General features: G+C 58.7%; 12 protein-coding genes, 2 tRNA genes and 8 pseudogenes. 9 read left to right on the top strand and 13 right to left on the bottom strand.

Translation table 11 applies throughout. The features are described 5' to 3' along the window. Positions 1-11: 11 nt before the first annotated feature. Positions 12-647 (bottom strand): acrylate utilization transcriptional regulator AcuR, encoded by a 636-nt coding sequence (gene acuR / locus BLT55_RS07730; RefSeq protein WP_055001447.1) that lies wholly within the window; start codon positions 645-647, stop codon positions 12-14. A gap of 113 nt (positions 648-760) precedes the next feature. Between acuR and BLT55_RS07725 the strand changes: the two are divergent. The 6 genes and pseudogenes from BLT55_RS07725 to BLT55_RS07700 form a co-directional block, all read left to right on the top strand. After that, a pseudogene (locus BLT55_RS07725) lies at positions 761-1,258 on the top strand (NAD(P)H-dependent flavin oxidoreductase); the annotation flags it as partial. 279 nt (positions 1,259-1,537) lie between these two features. Continuing rightward, positions 1,538-2,305 (top strand): molybdate ABC transporter substrate-binding protein, encoded by a 768-nt coding sequence (modA, locus tag BLT55_RS07720; RefSeq protein WP_054999979.1) that lies wholly within the window; start codon positions 1,538-1,540, stop codon positions 2,303-2,305. Continuing rightward, on the top strand, positions 2,306-2,986 hold the full coding sequence (modB, locus tag BLT55_RS07715) for a molybdate ABC transporter permease subunit (RefSeq protein ID WP_054999978.1): 681 nt from the start codon (positions 2,306-2,308) through the stop codon (positions 2,984-2,986). A 3-nt stretch (positions 2,987-2,989) separates the two neighbouring features. After that, positions 2,990-4,078 carry a molybdenum ABC transporter ATP-binding protein gene (modC, locus tag BLT55_RS07710; protein WP_054999977.1) on the top strand — a complete coding sequence of 363 codons (1,089 nt, stop codon included), beginning with the start codon at positions 2,990-2,992 and terminating at the stop codon, positions 4,076-4,078. Positions 4,079-4,162: 84 nt separating this feature from the next. Continuing rightward, positions 4,163-5,218, top strand: coding sequence for a DNA topoisomerase IB (locus tag BLT55_RS07705; protein WP_054999976.1), 1,056 nt, complete (start codon positions 4,163-4,165; stop codon positions 5,216-5,218). A 166-nt stretch (positions 5,219-5,384) separates the two neighbouring features. Next, positions 5,385-5,470, top strand: a tRNA-Leu gene (locus tag BLT55_RS07700). 143 nt (positions 5,471-5,613) lie between these two features. Here BLT55_RS07700 and BLT55_RS07695 read toward each other — a convergent pair. The 3 genes and pseudogenes from BLT55_RS07695 to BLT55_RS07685 all read right to left on the bottom strand — a co-directional run. Then, a complete protein-coding gene (locus BLT55_RS07695) occupies positions 5,614-6,387 on the bottom strand; it encodes a lytic polysaccharide monooxygenase auxiliary activity family 9 protein (protein WP_054999980.1) in 774 nt (257 codons plus the stop codon). A 141-nt stretch (positions 6,388-6,528) separates the two neighbouring features. After that, positions 6,529-6,915 (bottom strand): VOC family protein, encoded by a 387-nt coding sequence (locus BLT55_RS07690; RefSeq protein ID WP_054999975.1) that lies wholly within the window; start codon positions 6,913-6,915, stop codon positions 6,529-6,531. Between the two features lies 1 nt (position 6,916). Beyond that, positions 6,917-7,207 (bottom strand): annotated as a pseudogene (locus BLT55_RS07685) (2OG-Fe(II) oxygenase family protein); the annotation flags it as partial. Between the two features lie 95 nt (positions 7,208-7,302). Between BLT55_RS07685 and BLT55_RS07680 the strand changes: the two are divergent. Next, positions 7,303-8,052 (top strand): IS5 family transposase, encoded by a 750-nt coding sequence (locus tag BLT55_RS07680; protein ID WP_082438194.1) that lies wholly within the window; start codon positions 7,303-7,305, stop codon positions 8,050-8,052. 17 nt (positions 8,053-8,069) lie between these two features. On the opposite strand, the pseudogene BLT55_RS07675 reads toward BLT55_RS07680, so the two are convergent. From BLT55_RS07675 to BLT55_RS07650, 6 genes and pseudogenes are all read right to left on the bottom strand, one after another. Continuing rightward, a pseudogene (locus tag BLT55_RS07675) lies at positions 8,070-8,789 on the bottom strand (isopenicillin N synthase family dioxygenase); the annotation flags it as partial. Positions 8,790-9,015: 226 nt separating this feature from the next. Beyond that, the gene (locus BLT55_RS07670; protein WP_054998829.1) at positions 9,016-9,660 is read right to left on the bottom strand and encodes a cysteine hydrolase family protein; all 645 of its coding nucleotides are present in this window, start codon (positions 9,658-9,660) and stop codon (positions 9,016-9,018) included. A 339-nt stretch (positions 9,661-9,999) separates the two neighbouring features. After that, positions 10,000-10,073, bottom strand: a tRNA-Cys gene (locus BLT55_RS07665). Between the two features lie 173 nt (positions 10,074-10,246). Further along, positions 10,247-11,989, bottom strand: a pseudogene (locus BLT55_RS07660) (tannase/feruloyl esterase family alpha/beta hydrolase). Between the two features lie 114 nt (positions 11,990-12,103). Beyond that, a complete protein-coding gene (locus BLT55_RS07655) occupies positions 12,104-13,510 on the bottom strand; it encodes an efflux transporter outer membrane subunit (protein ID WP_054998830.1) in 1,407 nt (468 codons plus the stop codon). Then, a pseudogene (locus BLT55_RS07650) lies at positions 13,510-14,886 on the bottom strand (efflux RND transporter permease subunit); the annotation flags it as partial. The pseudogene BLT55_RS07650 and the gene BLT55_RS07655, both read right to left, overlap by 1 nt. Here BLT55_RS07650 and BLT55_RS07645 point away from each other — a divergent pair. Next, positions 14,887-15,417 (top strand): annotated as a pseudogene (locus BLT55_RS07645) (winged helix-turn-helix domain-containing protein); the annotation flags it as partial. Positions 15,418-15,536: 119 nt separating this feature from the next. On the opposite strand, the gene BLT55_RS07640 reads toward BLT55_RS07645, so the two are convergent. The 3 genes and pseudogenes from BLT55_RS07640 to BLT55_RS07630 all read right to left on the bottom strand — a co-directional run bounded on the left by BLT55_RS07640 (position 15,537) and on the right by BLT55_RS07630 (position 18,608). Beyond that, a complete protein-coding gene (locus BLT55_RS07640; RefSeq protein ID WP_054998831.1) occupies positions 15,537-16,937 on the bottom strand; it encodes an LLM class flavin-dependent oxidoreductase in 1,401 nt (466 codons plus the stop codon). Positions 16,938-16,941: 4 nt separating this feature from the next. Continuing rightward, positions 16,942-17,371, bottom strand: a pseudogene (locus BLT55_RS07635) (acyl-CoA dehydrogenase family protein). A gap of 15 nt (positions 17,372-17,386) precedes the next feature. Further along, positions 17,387-18,608, bottom strand: a pseudogene (locus BLT55_RS07630) (SfnB family sulfur acquisition oxidoreductase). Positions 18,609-18,986: 378 nt separating this feature from the next. Between BLT55_RS07630 and BLT55_RS07625 the strand changes: the two are divergent. Next, positions 18,987-20,225: an acyl-CoA dehydrogenase family protein gene (locus BLT55_RS07625; RefSeq protein ID WP_054998833.1), complete on the top strand. Its 1,239-nt coding sequence runs from the start codon at positions 18,987-18,989 to the stop codon at positions 20,223-20,225. Positions 20,226-20,232 lie beyond the last annotated feature (7 nt).

Raw genomic sequence — 20,232 nt, 5'->3', positions numbered from 1 at the left:
GCCCTGAAAAATCACTGCGGCAACCCGCGAAGGTAACCGGCGATGAATGTATTCAACGGAACATCGCTTTTCATCAGCCGTGCGCGAAGCACCGCCCCTTCCCAGCCAATCCAGAAAAAAGCCGCCAGTTCGTTACAATCGGCGTCGCTGGACAACTCGCCACTGCTTTGAGCGGCGCGCAGGCAGCAGGCAAGTTTCAGCTGCCAATCAAGAAAAATCTGCTCCAGACGCTCACGAAACCCTTCCGGCAACAGGCAGATTTCCTGTCCCAGATTGCCGACCATGCAACCACGGCGGTAATCGTGTCGGGCCATGCCGCCTTTGGCGCTTTGCACGAAGCCGACCAGACGCTCAAGCGGTGACATCGACTCGTCGAGTAGCCAGCGGTCGAGGCGTTGCGCAAAATAGCGGGCGTACTCATCCAGTACTGCCCTGCCGAACGCTTCCTTGTTGGCGAAATAGTGATAGAACGACCCTTTGGGTATCCCGACTTCCTTGAGAATGTAATCCAGCCCGCTGGCAGAGAAGCCTTGTTCGGTCAGCACTTCCAGACCGCGACGCAAAAGCGCCTCGCGGGTTTCGAGGTTGTCACGGTCTACTTTGGGCGGCCGACCTGGACGCCTGGCCTTAACGGGTAATTCAGTCATGAGGGCAATAGTAGACTGATCGTCTCTTATGTCAATCGACGTTGCCGGTTGCCAAATGTCACGGCCTCACGCTCAATGGCGCTTAACGCCGCGCGCCATCGACGGAGACAGGTATGAACCGCTGGCCGGACACCCGAATTCTCGAGTTATTCAACATCGCATTGCCCATTCTCCAGGCTCCGATGGCTGGCGCGACCGGCTCGGCTATGGCGATTGCCGTCGCCAACGCGGGTGGCCTCGGTTCGTTGCCATGCGCCATGCTCACCCCGGACCAGATCCTCGAGGAAGTGGCGATCTTCCGGCAGCACAGCAGCAATGCCCCGCTGAATCTGAATTTCTTCTGCCATCAACCGCCACCCCGCGACGATGCCCGCGCTGAACGCTGGAAACTGGCTCTCAAACCTTACTACCAAGAGTTGGGCGCCGACTTCGATGCCCCCACTCCCGTATCCAGTCGTGCGCCTTTCGACAGTGACAGTTGCGCACTGGTCGAGAATCTGCGGCCGGAGGTGGTGAGTTTTCACTTTGGCCTGCCCAAGCAGGCATTGCTGGATCGGGTCAGGGCGACGGGCGCGACAATCATTTCTTCAGCCTCCACCGTCGAAGAAGCTGGAGCATCACCTGGGGAAGGTCTGAAAAAGCCTTTTCTTCAAAAGTCGAAGCCAGTAAATACAGGCGCTCCAGCCCGGTTCCTCTCCAAAAAAATGGGCTTTTTCAGAGGATACCTGGGAGCCACCGAATTGACACGACGACTGGCTGAAACCGCGCTGAAAATTCTCAGCAGCGGCTGAAAGAGTGCTTTCGGACCAGCGCTTAATCGCTATATATTTTAATATATAGCGATTCGCCTCATTCAATGGCGTGCGTTTTTGTCACCCAGGAGCTGTTTCATGCGATCAACCACGCTGCGCGCCACACTGACGTTTTCTGCACTGGCCCTGACGGCGTTGGTGACCTCCTCCGCTTTCGCCGATGAAGTGCAGGTTGCCGTAGCGGCTAACTTCACCGCGCCGATTCAAGCGATTGCCAAAGACTTCGACAAAGACACGGGCCACACGCTGGTTGCCGCGTTCGGTGCCACGGGCCAGATCTACACGCAAATCAAGAACGGCGCGCCGTTCGAAGTTTTCCTCTCGGCCGACGACACCACGCCTGCGAAACTTGAGCAGGAAGGCGATACCGTCAAAGGCTCGCGCTTTACCTACGCAGTGGGCACGCTGGCGCTGTGGTCTGCCAAAGAAGGCTATGTCGACAACAAGGGTGAGGTACTCAAGGCCAATCAGTATCAGCATTTGTCCATCGCCAACCCGAAGACCGCACCGTATGGCCTGGCAGCAACTCAAGTGCTGAGCAAGCTGGGGCTGACAGAAGCCACCCAGGCGAAGCTTGTCGAGGGACAGAGCATCACCCAGGCGTATCAATTCGTTTCCACCGGCAATGCGGAGCTGGGTTTTGTAGCGCAGTCGCAAGTCTACAAAGACGGCAAACTGACCAGCGGCTCGGCGTGGATCGTGCCGGACTCGCTGCATGACCCGATCAAGCAGGATGCGGTGATTCTCACCAAGGGCAAGGACAGCGTCGCCGCCAAAGCGCTGGTCGAGTACCTGAAGGGCCCGAAAGCCGCGGCGATCATCAAGTCCTTCGGATACCAGCTGTAAATGCCACTGGGAAGTGCCGACATCGCGGCGATCTGGCTGACACTCAAGCTGGCGTCGCTGACCACGGTCATCCTGCTGATCATCGGCACGCCCACCGCCTTATGGCTGGCGCGTACTGACTCATGGCTCAAGGGGCCGATCGGTGCGGTGGTCGCCTTGCCGCTAGTGTTGCCGCCGACGGTGATCGGCTTCTACCTGCTGTTGCTGCTCGGTCCCAACGGGCCAATCGGCCAACTGACCCAGAGTCTGGGCCTGGGAACGCTGACCTTCAGCTTCACCGGCCTGGTGATCGGCTCGGTGCTGTATTCGATGCCGTTCGTGGTGCAGCCGTTGCAGAACGCCTTCGCCGCGATCGGCAATCGCCCTCTGGAAGTGGCAGCGACCCTGCGCGCCGGGCCGTGGGACACGTTTTTCATTGTAATCCTGCCATTGGCCAGGCCCGGTTTCATCACCGGTGCGATTCTGGGGTATGCTCACACCGTCGGCGAGTTCGGCGTGGTGCTGATGATCGGCGGCAACATTCCCGAGAAAACCCGCGTGGTATCCGTACAAATCTTCGATCACGTTGAATCTATGGAGTATCTGCAGGCGCACTGGCTGGCCGGCGCGATGCTGGTGTTTTCCTTTGTGGTGCTATTGGCGCTCTATTCCAGCAGCAAATCCAGAACCGGATGGAGTTGAGTCATGGTCTCGCCGATTGAAGTGCGCCTGGAAATGGCATACCCCGAGTTCACCGTCAGCACCGACCTGACCCTGCCCGGCTTCGGTATCACTGCACTGTTCGGGCCCTCCGGCTCGGGAAAGACCACCTGCCTGCGCTGTATTGCCGGCCTGGAAAAAGCCGGACACGGCTTTGTTCGTGTCCATGATGAAGTCTGGCAGGACAGCGCAAAAGGTATCTTCCTGCCGCCGCACAAGCGCGCCATCGGCTACGTGTTTCAGGAGGCGAGCCTGTTTGCGCACCTGTCGGTACGGGCAAACCTTGAGTTCGGGATGAAGCGCATCCTGCGCCCGCAACGCCGCATTGAGATGCGACAGGCGACCGAGTTGCTCGGCATCGATCACCTGCTGGAACGTCGCCCCGACACGTTGTCCGGAGGTGAGCGTCAACGCGTCGGCATCGCGCGCGCCCTGCTCACCAGTCCCCGCCTGATGCTGCTCGACGAGCCGCTGGCCGCGCTGGATGCGAGACGTAAAAACGAAATCCTGCCGTATCTGGAACGTCTGCACCACGAGCTGGACATCCCGATGCTGTACGTCAGCCACGCTCAGGACGAGGTCGCACGCCTGGCTGACCATCTGGTGCTGCTCGAAGAAGGCAAGGTGCTGGCCAGTGGTCCCATTCAGGAAACCCTGGCGCGACTCGACCTGCCACTGGCCATGGGCGGCGACGCGGGCGTGGTCATCGAAGGCCTGGTCAGCGCCTATGACCGCGAGTATCACTTGCTGAGCGTCACGCTGCCCGGCAGCACGCTGTGCATACGCGTCGCCCATGCCGAAATGCCGCCGGGCACAGCGCTGCGCATCAAGGTGCAGGCCCGCGATGTCAGCCTGAACCTGCAGCCCGAAGATCACAGCAGCATTCTCAATCGACTGCCGGTCACGGTGCTGGAAGAAATGCCGGCCGACAACACGGCGCATGTTCTGGTGAAACTGGACGCAGGCGGCACGCCCCTGCTGGCCCGTATCACCCGGTATTCACGGGATCAATTGCACCTGCATCGGGGTCAGCCGCTGTGGGCGCAGATCAAGGCGGTCGCGGTGCTGGCGTAGCTCAGGTCCGGTACTGCGCGGAAATAAACGGCACCACGGTCAAGCGTCGCGGTCAGTGTTTTTAACTGCCTTCGGAATTTAGCCATGCCTGACTCGACTGCCCTCAGCCAGCCCGCCAGTGACCTGCACTACGTAGACGACACCCAGCCGGGTTTTACGCGCAAGATACTGCGCGGAAAATTCGCCTACTTCGACACCAAAGGTCAGCGCATCAAGGATGAGTCAGAGGTCAAGCGCATCAACGCGCTGGCTGTGCCACCCGCCTACACCGACGTGTGGATCTGCGCCGACCCGATGGGGCATTTGCAGGCCACCGGGCGGGATGCGCGGGGTCGCAAGCAGTATCGCTATCATCCGCGCTGGCGCGAAATAAGGGATCAGGACAAATATTCACGCCTGATCGAGTTCGGCCATGCGCTGCCCAAAGTCCGCAGGCAGATCGAAGCGCAGCTGGCCCAGCCCGGCATGGGCCGGGAAAAAGTCATGGCGACGGTTATTTCACTGCTCGACGCGACGCTGATCCGCATCGGCAACAGCCAGTACGCCAAGGAAAACCGCTCGTATGGCTTGACTACATTGCGCAACAAGCATGTGGCGGTCAAAGGTGGGCAGATCCTCTTCGAGTTTCGCGGCAAAAGCGGCGTCGAGCACAAAGTCAGCGTAAAAGACCGCAAGCTCGCCGCTGTGATCAAGCGCTGCATGGAACTGCCGGGGCAGAATCTGTTTCAGTACCTGGACGAAGACGGCGTGCGCCATGCCGTGACCTCTTCGGACATCAACGCGTACCTGCAGAGCCTCACCGGCTCGGACTTCACCGCCAAGGACTACCGGACCTGGGCCGCCAGCGCACTGGCCCTGGCCACCTTGCAAAAACTGCATTGGGAGCCGGAAGCCGACGCCAAGAGGCACATCGTCGACATGGTCAAGGCCGTCTCCAAGCAACTGGGCAACACCCCGGCCATCTGCCGCAAATGCTACATTCATCCGGCAGTGCTGGAAGGCTTCCTGCTCGGCAACCTGGCCAAACTCCCGCGCTCCAGACAACGCAAAGGCTTGCGCCTCGAAGAAGTAGCGCTGGCCAGCTACCTGCGACTACTGGCGGACAAAGTCGGCGTCGTGGCCAAAGAAGGCAAATCCTGAGCCTTGTCGAGCGGCAAGTTGAGCGTTCGCTCCCGCAGGAAAGTGTAGCCTTATGATTTGCCAAGCAATTTTCACCGGCAGGAAAGCCGCATCTTGTGGCATTTGAGTCGTTTTCCAGCTTGCTTCATGGGGGCCGGGTGTATATATTCCCTGCCTTGGCGCTACCGCCCCGATGGCGAAATTGGTAGACGCAAGGGACTTAAAATCCCTCGTCCTTTGGACGTGCCGGTTCGACCCCGGCTCGGGGCACCACTTATAGATCAAGGGCTTACGTGCTTATGTGCGTAGGCCCTTGATGCGTTTGGCATCCCTACAATGCCGGTTCCTGAGCAACTCTACAGCCATGCCTCAGATTGAACCTGAGCTTCGTTACGCCAAGCTGTCACGCTGCCGATCTAAGCAGAAACAGGCTGCGGTCCAAAATCAACATCAAACGCTTGATAAAACCCTTTATCGGTTTCGGCAACGATCCAGACAAGAAGAATGACGTGATGCCCGTACTTATCGTCAGGCAGTCTGGCGGACGTGAAATCTTTCGGCGCGAGTTCATTCCGATGTTTATCGAAAGGACTCAGATCTGATATATCGCTCCACATCAGACCCTCATGGCCGTCGATTTTAAAATGGTTATCGCCGACGTAGTTTTTCCCCTCAAAGGCAGTTCGGGTGATGCGCTTGGTATCATCCCAACCTTCTTTGGTAATAAACCACCGATAACCGCGTGTAACATGTTCAGCATGGTAAGCCCATTCAACTGTAAAGTCGGTTCCACGCGTAACGATCAAGCGAGGCCATCTTTCGGCCGCACCCTTACCTCTTTTCCTGATTTCTTCAACAATCTCGTCATCCGTAAAGTTCACGCATTCCCACCGCTGAATTTGCCCTCCGCTCAATATGAGCCCGTCTGCCGGGGGATCAATAGGCGGCAGTAGCGGAGGAATTGGAGTGAGTGTTTTAGGTTCATCGACGCCTTCATAGTCGTGTGCAAGCCCAGCTTTCTCGTCCGGAAAATTTTTGCCCCCTTCCATGACAACCACTTCCCATGCCAGCAACAGTTCTTTCAGTATGGCGTGAGAACCACGGGATGCAGGACTGGTCACCATACCGTGCTTGGCTTGCTCTGTATCATATTTATGCATGTTCATATCCCCAATTGTTGAGTCAGGCATGCCTTGCCTGTTTATCAATTGAAGACCTGCTTTCAGGAACGAGATAGCTAGCAGTTCAGCCAGTAGATTTTCCGATAAAAACATGAAACGGGGGGCACTTACCAGCGCCCTGCCCCCGCAGTTAATCCGAAAAGGCTGCACTCAACGCATAAAGTTAATCCGGAATATATTGCCCTCCGGATCCAGCAGTACCGCCTGATACCAGTTGTAATACGTCAGATACGGTTCCTTGATCAACTTTGCCCCCAAAGCCACTGCCAGCGGCGTCAGGCGGTCGACGTCGGATTGCTCATCGACGTCGATGTTGAGCAGAAATCTGCACTCGCTGCTGCCAGCGAATTCACCCAGCCCCAGCAGTTCATAGGCATCCGCAGCGTTGAAGCCAATGCAGGACTTGCCGGTGTCCAGCCCGCGGAAGATCGGCGAGCGGATGGATTCTACCTCGCTGAAGCCGAACAGCTCCGAGTAGAAACCGCTCAGGGCGACGATGTCCTGCGCGAACACGTTGACGTAAGACAATGTGTTCATGTCAGGCCACCTTGCTGCCACCGAAGGTCGTCTGCTTGACGAACTTGGCCAGCAGATGATCACCCGAGGTCACCGGCGCGTGCCGAGGTGTTGCGCCGGGTTGCAGGCAGCCTGGCAGGCACTGAATCAACGTGTCGTAGTTGGGCTGGTGAAAAAACACCAGCGATTGGCGGCGGTTGTCCTGCTCGCTGGTCATGGGCGGGTTGATCACGCGATGCAGTGTGGAAATCCACTGATCGTTGGTCCATTGCATCATCAGATCGCCGATATTGACCACGAAGCCGTTCTCGACCTAGGGTCTGTTCCCGTTTGCACGTAACCCATTGATCCTTATGAGAACAGCCCCGTATTGTTGGAGTTCTCACACAACACCAATACGAGCCTGCAATGCCCCGATTAATGCTCAGTGATGAGCACTGGCCGAAGCTACGAGAAATTTTGCTACACGAATCGATCTACAACAAGCGAGATTTGCGCACCACGGTTGAAGGCATGCTGTATCGCATGCGTGTGGGTTGCCCTTGGCGAGACCTGCCGAAAGCGTTTGGAAACTGGAGCAAGGTCTACAAGCGGTTCAATGCCTGGTCTGCTTCAGGCAAGTGGGTCAAGGTGCTTGAGGTGCTGATGACTGATCCTGACATGGAGTGGGTCTTCATTGATGGCAGCTATGCCAAGGCTCATCAGCACAGCGCAGGTGCTGCCAGCACGCAGGACCAGGCCATCGGAAAAAGCCGAGCCGGTAACACCAGCAAGATTCACCTGGCTGTAGACGCTTGTGGGCTGCCTATTGCATTTGACGTGACCGCAGGCCAGACCAATGATTGTTCGCAGGCGGCCTCGTTGATTGCCAAGGTGCCCGATGCAGAAGTGATCATTGCGGACAAGGGCTACGACACTGAAGCGATACGGGCTCAGGTCGAGCAGCAAGGCAGCAAAGTGGTGATTCCACGAAAGCGCAATTCTCTGAAAGGGAACGCAGATCTGGACAAAGGGTTATATCGCAATCGACATCTCGTAGAAAACGCCTTCGCCCGGTTGAAGCATTTCCGGGCGGTGGCTTCTCGATTTGACAAACTCAAGAGAAACTATGAAAGCGTCATAGCAATGGCCTGCGCTTTTCTGTGGCTACCAATGTGAAACGGGAACAGACCCTAGGGCACATCGACCCATTCGCCTTGCTGGTTACGGACCTGCAGGCCACCCAGCGCGTTGTCGGGGCGCACGATGGTCAGGCTGCCGTAGTCCGTGTGCGCACTGGCACGCAATTGCCCTGCCTCGACTTCGGTCTTGATGTCCGGGTAGCTCAGGCTGCGAAACATGCTGATATGCCGGTCGATCTTGTCATCGAAGAAACATTCGTCCAGTTCAAGCGCCAAGGCAAAAAGGCGCATCAATGACTGCGCCAGTTGGCTCATCGCCTCGAAATACTCCCGGTATGCCTGTTGAAAGCCTGGTACCTGCTCCTCGGCAGGCCAGACGTTAGGCGCGAAGTGCGGGCCGGCCACGGCATTGTGATAGTAGTCTTCATCGGGCACGTCACTGGGCCCGATAGAAAAGGACTCCTTCAAATCACCCGGGGCGCTTTCTTCCAGCGAATACGACAGGCTTTCCTCGGCCACTGCACTGTAGCCACGCACCATTTCCGGGCTTGGCCGGTCGACCTTGCGCTTTTCGGCGAGCGGCAAATCGAAGAACTGTCGGGTCAGGCACGAGACTCGCTCAATCAATTCCGTGGGAATCTGGTGTTCGGTGATCACCAGAAATCCGATGTCCTTGCACGCCTGATTGACCGCCTGCGCCACGGCTGCCTTGCCGTCCGGTGTTCCTGAAAAATAGGGTGCAAGGTTGATGATGGGCACATAGTGCAGAGTCATACGGCTGATTCCTCTAGCTGACACAACACGGACAAGGCTCACCGGCGAGGGTGAAGGTCAGCGAGGCAAGAGCAGAAACTGTGCCACCGGATGAATCTGTCAGATATACAAAGAGTTAGCCAAACCATGCGTTATGATCAGATCAAACGGTCTGAAACAGAGCGCATGGTTTGAATGCGTAAACACCCGAAACGAGCCATAACTGCGCACGGTCGCACCGCTGCCGCTATGCGCCTTCGATACGCCGGATGACATCCACCGTGGTAGTGACCTCGCCAAACTCGTAGGCAATGGTTGTCAACGATATGCGCTGAACCTCTTCCGCCGAAACAGCGCCAAACCCCACGTCCGGGTAATCCATCGCCGCGTTTGCGTCACTCAGCGCGATAACCTTGTATTCACGGTGCACGCCATCCCTGATGGTGGTTTCGCAACACACATTGGTCACCGTCCCGCAAATAATGATTGTATCGACGTCTCTGGCGCGCAGTACCGTGTCCAGATCAGTGTCATGGAAGCCGCTGTAAAACAGCTTGTCGATGATCACATCGCCCGACTCGGGCGCAAGCGCATCAATGATTTCGACATCAGGGTCGTGGCGCGCAAGTATCTGGTCCACATTCGGATACAGGTCGCGCATACGCCCGGTATCCGAACCATCGCCACGCACTGTATGGCGCAGATAGATCACCATCACCTGAGCGGCGCGCGCAGCGTCCAGCAACGTCTGGATAGGCCGGATAATGTCAGCGGTATTTTTTACATACAGTGCACCAGCGGGCTCGCAGAAGACTTTTTGCATGTCGACCACGATGACGGCTGTTCTAAGGAGACGCTGATTTATTCTAAAACCCAGCTGTTGCCCCCAGATAAATCAAGGCCTCCAGAGCGTTGCAGGGACGAAAAATCGAATAAATCAGCGCCTCCCTAAGCGGATTGATCGGCCACCGGACAAGGGGCTTGCTCATGGACATCACCTCGATTGAGCTTATTGGGCTGGACAGGCCTGACTAGCAATAATCGTGCAGCTCATCATCGAGCAGACAGGTATATGAAGACAGATGAGGCGGAGCTTCACGAGATGCAGGCCACCGTATTAGCGAGGGAATCAACTTTGGCAGTGTCCCAGGATTGCCCTTTTACATCGGAAATATAAAACGCCGCCCAATAAAAAACCCCGCAGACGTTAATCTGCGGGGCTTTCAAATAGTGGAGGCCGAGGTCGGAATCGAACCGGCGTAGGCGGATTTGCAATCCGCTGCATAACCATTTTGCTACTCGGCCTCAAACGTCAAATGTTCCACTTCAACATTGAACGTATTTTGAACTGCATGGAAACCACTATTTCTTTGGCTTCCAACCCATTGAATCTAAAGGGTTTTTTTCAATTCCGCGTTCAGGAATGGACGCAATTCTCTACTGCTTCGCGGGCCATGTCAAGAACGAGGAGAAAATAATTACCGGTCGGTATAGCGTTCAAGGGGCGCATATGGCCGGAAAAATGCCGAACCCATCCATTGCGGTGTTTTTACTGTGGTCAGAGGCTCTGCACGCTGATAGCTGCTGGCGCGCTTTGAATAGCCTTTGTGGTCATATTCGGCCAGGTACGGATAGGGGAACACCTGGCGAGTGCGACCCCGGTTGGCGACGTCATCCTTGATCAGGGACGCAGCCGCCGACTGCGGTGCCGGGATCTGTCTGTTGCTCGCCTTGTCCGGTGTCGCCTGCCGAGCGACGATGGCGTCGGGTGCCTAGCCTTTTTCGACCCAGGCCATCACCGGTGTCAGCAGGTCGACCAGGCTCGGCCCTTCCCCGCCGCCGCAGTGGTAAACGCCGGGCAGCATGTACAGACGCTCGAAAGATTCAGTGCGGGCCTTGCCCATCTGCGCTTCGACGGCTTCGTGGTAGGCCAGCGTATTGATCGGCGATATGTTCGGGTCGGCCCAGCCGTGCCAGAGGATTAGCTTGCCGCCACGGTTGGCAAATGAGGACAGATCAGGGCTGGTGGCGTCGTACAGCGCGTGCAACGGGCGCAGCTTGTCAAAGGTGCTTTTGTCGATGCTCAGCGTGCGCAGATCGAAGTCCGCTACGGGGTTTTTCTCGAAGACCACATTGCGAATGGCTTCGGACGCAGCCTTTTCGCTATAGACCGTCTGGTCGACGGTCACCGGGATGAACACGCCTGCCCAGGCCAGCTCCGAGCCGGGCTGCGGGCCACCGAGGGTCAAGCGCTCACCGCTGGCAGGGTCTTTCGGCCCATCGTAGAAACGCTTGACCGCAGTGACTTCCGCCTCGCTGAGGCAATGCGCGGTGTCCGCAGCTGTCGTGCATTGCACTACAGCAGGGTCGAAATCACAGACACGCGGGTCTGCTATCAGGCCATCAATCTGCCCGTCCAGCACATCGCACTTGGTCAGTACCGCCTTGTGCAGCAGCGGCAGTCTTGAGGCCAGCAGGATGGGTTTGCCGTCCGGTCCGGTATTGGCTTGGGTCATCCAGCCGTGATAGAGCGTTTTCTGCACCTGAAAGTTGAGCGCCGGGGCACCGGCAATGATGCCGTCGAAGTCGTCAGGGTAACGCTGAGCTTCGATCAGGGCTTCGCGTCCGCCATCAGAACAGCCGCTGAAATAGGCATATTCGGCCTTCTGCCCGTAAAAGGTTGTGATGAGCCTCTTCGACGCCAGCGCCGTCAGGTGAACGGCGCGGTGGGCGAAGTCGACGCGCTTTTGCGGATCATCGCCAAAGGTGGCATCTGCTGCCTGATGCCCCATATCGGTGGCTGCCACCGCGAACGCGCCGGTGTTCAGCGGCCTGCAACGCTCGGCGGCACGCACGGTGGTGTTGATGTTGCCGCACAGCCCGCCACATCCGACTTGCAGGTAACGTTGCGCCCAAGTGCCGGTTGGCAGTTCAAGCCTGAAACCGATCTCCGGTGCCAGCCGCCCCTCCACCACACACGTTGCAATGCCATCGCGCGTGGATTCGCTGGCTGTCACCACGCGGCTACCCTGCCCGCCAATATCACTGAGGTCTGCATCGCGTAACGCAGCACAGGTTTTGACCGGCGTGACCACTGCGAGTTGAGCGATGTTGCCGGTAGCCGCCGAAACCGACGTTCTGGCCTGAGCCTGAACCTGAAAGATGACTGAGCTGACCAGTATTATCAGGACATCGGTGTATCTGGGTAGGGCTGGTTTCATGAGAACTCCTGTTCACAAAGGATCAAACCGCAGTGCGCCGCTTCAAAGGCCTTACACTCGGTACGGGTAAAACGTTCCAGCAGCATAGTTATTCAGGTGTAATCCGGAAAAACGTTATCGATTCCAGCCTCCGCCCATGACCTTATAGAGGGTCACCCGGTTACTCTGCTCGGTCAGGCGCAATGAGATCAGATCCTGCTCGGCGGCATACAGGGAGCGCTGCGACTCCAGCGCTTCGAGGTAACTCTGCGAGCCACCGCGATACAGGGCATCAGCCAGTTCGTAGCGCTTGCGGCTGGCATCGGTGTAGGCCTGTTGTGCAGCGACCCGTTCATCCAGAGTGCTGCGCACCGCCAGCGCGTCGGCGACTTCCTTGAAAGCAGTCTGAATCGTCTGCTGATACGTCGCGATCTGGATTTTGCTTTCGATTTTGGCCGAGTCCAGCGTAGCCCGATTGGACCCGCCGTCGAAGATCGGCACACTGATGCCTGGTGCAAAACTCCAGGCTCCGGTCCGGGACTTGAATAGCCCGGACAGGCTGGTGCTGCTGGAGCCCGCACTGGCCGTCAGCGTAATACTGGGGAAAAACGCTGCACGCGCTGCACCAATGTCGATATTCGCTGACTTCAGGCTGTGCTCGGCGCTCAATACATCAGGACGACGTTGCAACAGGCTGGAAGGCAGCTCGGCAGGTACCTGAACCCATTGCGCGACAGTCTGCATTTCGGCACCCGGCAAAAGCTCGTCCGGGATCTCACTGCCTACCAGCAGGCGCAACGCGTTGCGGTCCTGAAGAACCTGGCTCCGATACTGCGCCACGTCGCCACGGGCCGATTCGACCGTGGTTTGCGCCTGAGCCACTTCCAGCCCGGAGGAACCGCCCAGACCATGGCTGCGCAGGGTCAGGTCATAGCTCTGCTGCTGGCTGGTCAGCGTGTCTTGCGCCAGTTTCAGGAGTTGATTGTCTGCGGCCAGCGTCAGCCAGCCTGTGGCGACTTCCGCGATCAGGCTGATCTGCGTGCTGCGCCGTGTTTCGGTCAACGCCAGATAGTCTTCAAGTGCTTCGTCCTGAAGGTTTTTTATGCGACCGAAAACGTCCAGCTTGTAGCTGCTCAAACCAAGCTGTGCGCTGTACTCGTTAGTGGTTGACGAACGCCCGGTCGCGGAGGTGGAGGCTGGCGTGTGAGTGCGTGTTCCGCTGCCACTGGCATCAATGGTCGGCAGGCTTGCCGCACGCTCTATACGGTACTGGGCCTGTGCTTTTTCGACGTTGAGGGCCGCTACCCGCAAGTCGCGGTTGTTGGTCAACGCCAGGGTTTGCAGGCGTACCAGACGTTTATCGATGAAAAAGTCCTGCCATTCGATATCGGTCGGCATACCGGCCGACGCGGCAGGTTCAGGCGCTGTCGCCGGCAGCCATTGTTCAGGCACCGGTGCTTCCGGACGCTGATAGTCAGGGGCCAGGTTCACGCAGCCGGCAAGCAGCGCTATGACTGCCAGCGAAAGCCAGAAAAGACGCATCATGCTTCACCTTTAGAAGTGGGTTGAGCTGCGGGAACACTGCCTGACGTACGATTGACGCGCCGACGGACTTCCACGAAGAACAGCGGTGCCAGGAAAATCCCCAGCAGCGTGGCGCTGAACATGCCGCCCAGTACGCCCGTACCTATCGCCTGACGCCCTGCGGAGCCCGCGCCAGTGCTGAGCGCCAACGGCAGCACACCGAACATGAACGCCAGCGACGTCATGAGAATCGGACGCAAGCGCTGCCGTGCAGCGATCAGGGTGGCTTCGTGCAAAGTCTTGCCCTGCTCTTGCAGATGCCTGGCGAACTCGACGATCAGAATGGCGTTCTTCGCCGCAAGGCCGACGGTGGTCAGCAGCCCGACCTGAAAGTACACGTCGTTGCTCAGGCCACTGGCCTTGGTTGCCAGAACCGCACCGACGATACCCAGTGGCACCACCAGCATGACCGAGAACGGCACCGACCAGCTTTCGTACAACGCTGCCAGGCACAGGAACACGAACAGCACAGAAATGGCATAGAGCATGGGTGCCTGCGAGCCGGACAGCCGCAACTGATAAGACTGCCCGGTCCATTCGTAACCAATGCCTTCAGGCAACTGCCTGATTATTGCTTCAACCGCATCCATAGCGGTGCCGGAACTGACGCCAGGCGCAGGGTCGCCGACGATTTCCAGCGACGAGTTGCCGTTATAACGCTCCAGCAAGGGTGAGCCGTAACTCCAGCCACTGCTGGCAAGCGATGAGAACGGCACCATTTCGTCATTGGCGTTGCGCACGAACCAATGGTCCAGATCCGCCGACTGCATGCGCGAAGCGGCCTCCCCCTGCACATAGACCTTCTTCACACGTCCCTGATTGAGGAAATCATTGACGTAGCTGCCGCCCAGCGCCGTGGACAGGGTCGAATTGATATCGCTGGTCGAGAGACTCAGTGCACCCGCTTTACGGTCATCGATCGTCACCTTCAACTGCGGCGTATCATCCAGACCATTACTGCGCACGCCGAGCATGTTCGGGTCCTTTCGTGCTTTTTCAATAAACGTTTCACGGGCTTCGACCAGCGCTTCGTGCCCGACGCCGCCCAGGTCCTTGAGTTGCACGTCGAAGCCCGAACTCTGCCCCAGACCACGCACAGCGGGCGGCTGCATGACGAACACACTGGCGTCGCCGATGCTGGCCATGGCCATGGTCGCCCGTTGGGCAACCTGCGCCGCACTTTGCCCTTTACCGCTTCGCTCGCTCCAGTCCTTCAACTTGATGAGCGCCCTGGCGGTGTTCTGACTGTTACCTCCCATCCCGAGCCCGGAAATACTGATCAACGCATCGACTTCCGGCTGTTTGAGCATGTAAGCCTCGAATTGCCTCATGACCCGCAACTGATTCTGCTCGACATCATGCTGCCCGGTCGCGACGGCATGGACATCTGCAAGGAGCTGCGCAGTTTCAGCGCTGTGCCGATCATCATGATCACCGCACGGGTCGAGGAAATCGACCGTCTGCTGGGCCTGGATCTGGGTGCGGATGACTACATCTGCAAGCCCTTCAGCCCGCGTGAAATGGTCGCCCGCGTCAAAGCCATCCTGCGTCGCACGTCAGCCGCCGATCCGCAGGCCGCCAAAGGCTTGCAGGTTGACGAAGCGCATTATCATGCCTCATTCAACGGCGTCGCTTTGGACCTGCCCCCGGTTGAGCTGCGCCTGTTGGCCACCTTCGCCCGCTCACCGGGCCGGGTCTTTTCCCGCGACCACCTGCTGGACAGGCTCTACTCGGACCATCGCGTAGTGACCGACCGCACCGTCGACAGCCACATCCGCAACCTGCGCCGCAAACTGGAACAGGCCTGCCCTGGGCAAGACCCGATTCAGTCGCTTTATGGCGTGGGGTACAAACTAGAGCTGTGAGGCAGGCCGCGCTGAGAATCGGACGCGGAGCGAGAGGAACAATAGTCGCGATTATCGTGCGACGCTCCGCGTCGGCATGCCGTTCTGGACGCTCTGCGTCCAATCTTGACTGCGCGCCGTCAGGCACTCTCCGTCTGGCGATTGCGATTCAGCGCAGCAAGGTCCCGAAAGCCGGCACCCGGATGCCCGGTTTCCAACCTCGGCCCGTCGCCAAACAACTTCTCGCGTAAAGTGCCTTTGGCATATTCGTTCTTGTAAACACCGCGCTTCTGCAGCTCCGGGACCAGCAAATCGACCGCATCGATGAAGGTTTCATGGGTCAGCGCGTAGGCCAGATTGAAACCGTCGACGTCCGTCTCCTCAACCCATTCCTGCAACAGGTCCGCCACGGTTTCCGGGCTGCCGACAAACAAGGGCCCGAAACCGCCGATACCGACCCAGTCAGCCAGTGCCCGCGGCGTCCAGACGGTGTTCGGGTCGGCAGTGGAAAAGGTCTCGACCGCCGACTGGATGGCGTTGGTGTGCACATGCCGCAGTGGCTCATCGGGCTTGAACTGGCTGAAGTCGATGCCGGTCCAGCCGGAAATCAGGGCCATTGCACCCTCATAACTGACCCAGCTTTTGTACTCCTCGAATTTGGCTTTCGCCTTGGCGTCAGTCTCGCCGAGGATCACCGTCTGCAAATTGAAAATCAGCACTTTGGACGAGTCGCGACCCGCCTCGGCGGTGCGACGACGGATATCGGCCACAGTCTTTTTCAACAGGACTTTGGAAGGTGCCGCGACGAACACGCACTCGGCATGCTCGGCGGCAAACTGCTTGCCCCGGCTCGAAGCGCCCGCCTGATAGAGCACCGGCGTGCGTTGCGGCGAAGGCTCGCACAAGTGGATGCCGGGCACCTGAAAGTGTTTGCCGACGTGACGAATCTCGTGGATTTTGCTCGGGTCGCTGAACACCCGCCGCTCCCGGTCACGCAGAATCGCGCCGTCCTCCCAGCTGCCTTCCCAGAGTTTGTAGCAAACCTCCAGGTACTCCTCGGCATAGTCGTAGCGCGCATCGTGCTCGGTCAGGGTTTTCTGCCCCAGGTTCTTCGCGCCGCTTTCCAGATAAGACGTGACGATATTCCAGCCCGCACGGCCCTTGGTCAGGTGATCCAGCGTCGAAAGACGGCGGGCGAACGGGTACGGGTGTTCGAACGACAGCGACGCCGTCAGGCCAAAGCCCAGGTGCTCGGTCACCAGCGCCATGGGCGGGATCAACTGCAACGGGTCATTGACCGGCACTTGCGTAGCCTGGCGAATCGCCGCCTCACCGTTGCCGCGATAAACGTCGTAAATGCCCAGCACGTCAGCGATAAACAGCCCGTCGAACTTGCCGCGCTCAAGAATTCTGGCCAGATCGGTCCAGTATTCGAGGTCCTTGTACTGCCACGAACGGTCCCGCGGATGCGCCCACAGCCCCGGCGATTGATGACCCACGCAATTCATGTCGAAGGCGTTAAGGCGTATTTGACGAGACATACACTTACTCCTGAAGCTGCGGCGGTACGACGCCGTTGAGGCGTTGATTGCCGATGACCTGATAGTGCCAGCGCAACGGTTCGCGACCGGCCTGTGCTGGCAGCGCAAGGCGTTGTCCGGTGAACGTTGCCGACCGCCTGCAACGCATCGGCACTGGCAATCACCGCCTCGCTGCTGGCGATCAGGCGCTGCTCGGGCGGGCCATCCAGGCCCTGGGCGCGCTCCAGCAATGCGGCGGCGACGTCCAGCCGAATCTGCAGATCGCCGATTTTGCTGATCACGTAGGGGTCATCGACAATGCGTTGCAGATTGCTGAGCGGCCATGGCTGGCCGCGCTCACGCAGGTCATCGAGGATGAGTTGCAGGCCGTGACGAGCAAGGCCGAGGTCTTCGGTGGCGACCGCCAGTTGTGCGGTGACAGCGGGATGAGGCATGAGTGTGCTCCTTGATCAGTTCCAGGCGTGACGCGGCGGCGCGATACCGTTGAGTACGTGATTGCCGATCAGGTGATATTTCCAGCGCGCGGGGTCATGCAGCGTGTGGGTACGGGCATTGCGCCAGTAGCGATCAAGGTTGAGCGTGCCCGACACCGAGCGGGTGCCCGCCAGCTCGAACAATTTGCTGCTGACCAGCAAGGCGATCTGCGCCGACAGCACTTTGGCTTGAGCGACAATCACTGAAGCGTGCGCAACGCTGCTTTCGCTTGGCTCGGCCAGCGCCTGATCGATGGCCTGCCCGGCTTTGGCGAGAATCGCGTCGGTGCCATGCAGCCGCCATTGCAGATCACCGATGGTGGCAATGCTGAACGGGTCCTGCCAGCCGAAATCCTGCTTGCTGTCGATCCAGGGCCGGGCCAGACGGGCGTGTTTGAGGGTTTCCTCGAAGGCGCCGTGGGCGATGCCGGTGTCCACTGCGGCCTGAATGATCTGCGAAATCGGCCCGTCGGCGGTCGGCTCATCGAACGCCCGATGAGCCGGAATCACCGCGCTGGATGGCACGCGCACATCCTTCAACACCGCGCCGCCGCTGGCTGTGGTGCGCTGCCCGAAGCCGTCCCAGTTATCGATAATGGTCAGGCCCGGATTGTCACGTTCGACAAAGGCGAAGAAGGCCTGGTTTTGTTCGTTGACGCCGGCTACCGGCACGATATGCGCGAACAATGCGCCGGTGCAGTAGAACTTTTCGCCGTCCAGCACCGCGTGTTCGCCCTCAAAACGAATGCGCGTCTGGAAGGCTCCGGCGTTTTTACTTTTCGACTCCGAGAACGCGTTGCCGAAGCGGTAACCCGCCAGCGCCTTGCCGAAGTAATGGCGCTTTTGCTCCTCGGTGCCGGTCTGCAATAGAACGTCGAGTACACCAAGATGGTTTTGCGGGATTTGCCCGAGCGAAGAGTCGGCGGCCGAGATGATCTTGATCACCTCAGCAACGGTGACGTAGGAAACGCCAGCACCGCCATAAGCTTTGGGCACGGTGATAGCCCACAGGCCGCTGGCCGAGAATTCATCCAGCTCGGCAACCGGCAACCGGCAGACGGCGTTCGCGGTCACGTAACGAAGCCTGTTCGGCAAAGCGGCTGGCCAGTGCTTTGGCGATCTCGATGGCTTCGGCGTCAGAGGCAATTACATGCGCTCGGGGCGGTGTGGCAAGTGGAGTTGCGACTGGGTTGCTCATGGACTGGCTCCTGATCGTTGGCGACAGGTTGAGGACACTCAACACGCTTGGCCTTGAACAGTGCACAGTACGTGCCGAAAATATTAATGATTAAAAACAGATAGTTACGTAAGTGTCTTAATAGCTGGCGGCATCACAACCGACAAAATGTCCGAACACTGTTGCTGGAAGAACAGCGGCCCGCGCGGCGCAGCTCTGATGTGCGGTTTGCTGGCAAGCTGTTGCGTAACTGTTGCCTTCGCAACAGGCAAGCCTGTCTGCTGGAAAAATAAACCTTGTATTCAATGACTTAGTTCCAGGCACGAAGCATGCACCGAGCTGAACGATCCATTCACCGGCCCGACTTGTTCAAGGGCCCGATCTGCTCAGGAGCACTCCATGACTCAATCAACCGGCTCGAACCCACTCTCGCTGGGCACCGATTACGAAACGCTGGCCAACCGCTTCCGGCCGATCTTCCGTGAGATCAGCGCGGGCAACGTTGAACGTGAAAAAGCCCGTACCCTGCCCTACGAACCAATTGAATGGCTGAAGAAAGCCGGGTTCGGCGCCGTGCGTGTCCCCTCCGAATATGGCGGTGCAGGTGCATCGGTCGGTCAGCTCTTTCAGCTGTTGATAGAACTGGCGGAAGCCGACTCGAACATTCCGCAGGCCTTGCGGGCGCATTTCGCCTTTGTCGAAGACCGCCTGAATGCGCCACCGGGTACAGACCGTGACACGTGGTTTGCGCGCTTTATCGCAGGGGATCTGGTCGGCAATCGCTGGACCGAAGTCGGCGCGGTAAAAATCGGTGACGTGATCACCAAGGTCAGTCCTCAAGGCGACGGTTTTGTGCTCAACGGCACCAAGTTCTACAGCACCGGCAGCATCTTCGCCGACTGGATCGACGTTTACGCACAGCGCGCCGACAACGGCGCCGATGTGATTGCGGTGGTCAATGCCCGGCACGCTGGCGTGCGCCACAGCGATGACTGGGACGGATTCGGCCAGCGCACCACCGGCAGCGGCACCTCGGTCTACGACAATGTGCCGCTGCCTGCGACCCATGTCATCCCGTTCGAAGAGCGCTTCAAGTACCAGACCGCGTTTTATCAATTGGTGCTGCTGGCGGTATTGGCGGGCATCGGTCGGGCGGTCGAGCGCGACATCGCTCAGGAAGTACGCGATCGCAAACGCATCTTCAGCCACGGCAATGCCAGCAGCGTCAGCCAGGATTCACAGGTGCAACAGGTGGTCGGGCAGATCGCCGCGCAAGTGTATGCCGCAGAAGCCGCTACCCTGCGTTCCACCGAGCCCTTGCAGCGCGCTTATGTGGCGCGCTTCGGCAACGATGCGCAGGAGGAAAAAAACGCCAACATCGCCGCTGAAATCGAGACCGCCAAAGCACAGGTGATCGTCTCGGAACTGGTGCTACGTTCCGCCACCGAGCTGTTCAACGCCTTGGGCGCGTCGGGTGTCAGCGTCACCAAGGCGCTGGATCGCCACTGGCGAAATGCGCGAACGGCGGCGTCGCACAATCCGCTGATTTACAAGGCGCGGATTGTCGGTGACTGGCGTATCAACGGCACCGAGCCGCCTTTCGTCTGGCAGATCGGCGGCGGCACAGGTAGCGCCTGAAACGTCA

This window comes from Pseudomonas cannabina (assembly GCF_900100365.1).
Taxonomy (GTDB): domain Bacteria; phylum Pseudomonadota; class Gammaproteobacteria; order Pseudomonadales; family Pseudomonadaceae; genus Aquipseudomonas; species Aquipseudomonas cannabina.
Note: the sequence above shows the minus strand (reverse complement) of the source record. Positions and strands in the feature narration are given on the sequence as shown.

What these genes read in the sequence shown, in the direction of transcription:
- acuR (WP_055001447.1), bottom strand. Translation starts at nt 647, where the DNA reads ATGACTGAATTACCCGTTAAGGCCAGGCGTCCAGGTCGGCCGCCCAAA.
- modA (WP_054999979.1), top strand. Translation starts at nt 1,538, where the DNA reads ATGCGATCAACCACGCTGCGCGCCACACTGACGTTTTCTGCACTGGCC.
- modB (WP_054999978.1), top strand. Translation starts at nt 2,306, where the DNA reads ATGCCACTGGGAAGTGCCGACATCGCGGCGATCTGGCTGACACTCAAG.
- modC (WP_054999977.1), top strand. Translation starts at nt 2,990, where the DNA reads ATGGTCTCGCCGATTGAAGTGCGCCTGGAAATGGCATACCCCGAGTTC.
- BLT55_RS07705 (WP_054999976.1), top strand. Translation starts at nt 4,163, where the DNA reads ATGCCTGACTCGACTGCCCTCAGCCAGCCCGCCAGTGACCTGCACTAC.
- BLT55_RS07695 (WP_054999980.1), bottom strand. Translation starts at nt 6,387, where the DNA reads ATGCCTGACTCAACAATTGGGGATATGAACATGCATAAATATGATACA.
- BLT55_RS07690 (WP_054999975.1), bottom strand. Translation starts at nt 6,915, where the DNA reads ATGAACACATTGTCTTACGTCAACGTGTTCGCGCAGGACATCGTCGCC.
- BLT55_RS07680 (WP_082438194.1), top strand. Translation starts at nt 7,303, where the DNA reads ATGCCCCGATTAATGCTCAGTGATGAGCACTGGCCGAAGCTACGAGAA.
- BLT55_RS07655 (WP_054998830.1), bottom strand. Translation starts at nt 13,510, where the DNA reads ATGCGTCTTTTCTGGCTTTCGCTGGCAGTCATAGCGCTGCTTGCCGGC.
- BLT55_RS07640 (WP_054998831.1), bottom strand. Translation starts at nt 16,937, where the DNA reads ATGTCTCGTCAAATACGCCTTAACGCCTTCGACATGAATTGCGTGGGT.
- BLT55_RS07625 (WP_054998833.1), top strand. Translation starts at nt 18,987, where the DNA reads ATGACTCAATCAACCGGCTCGAACCCACTCTCGCTGGGCACCGATTAC.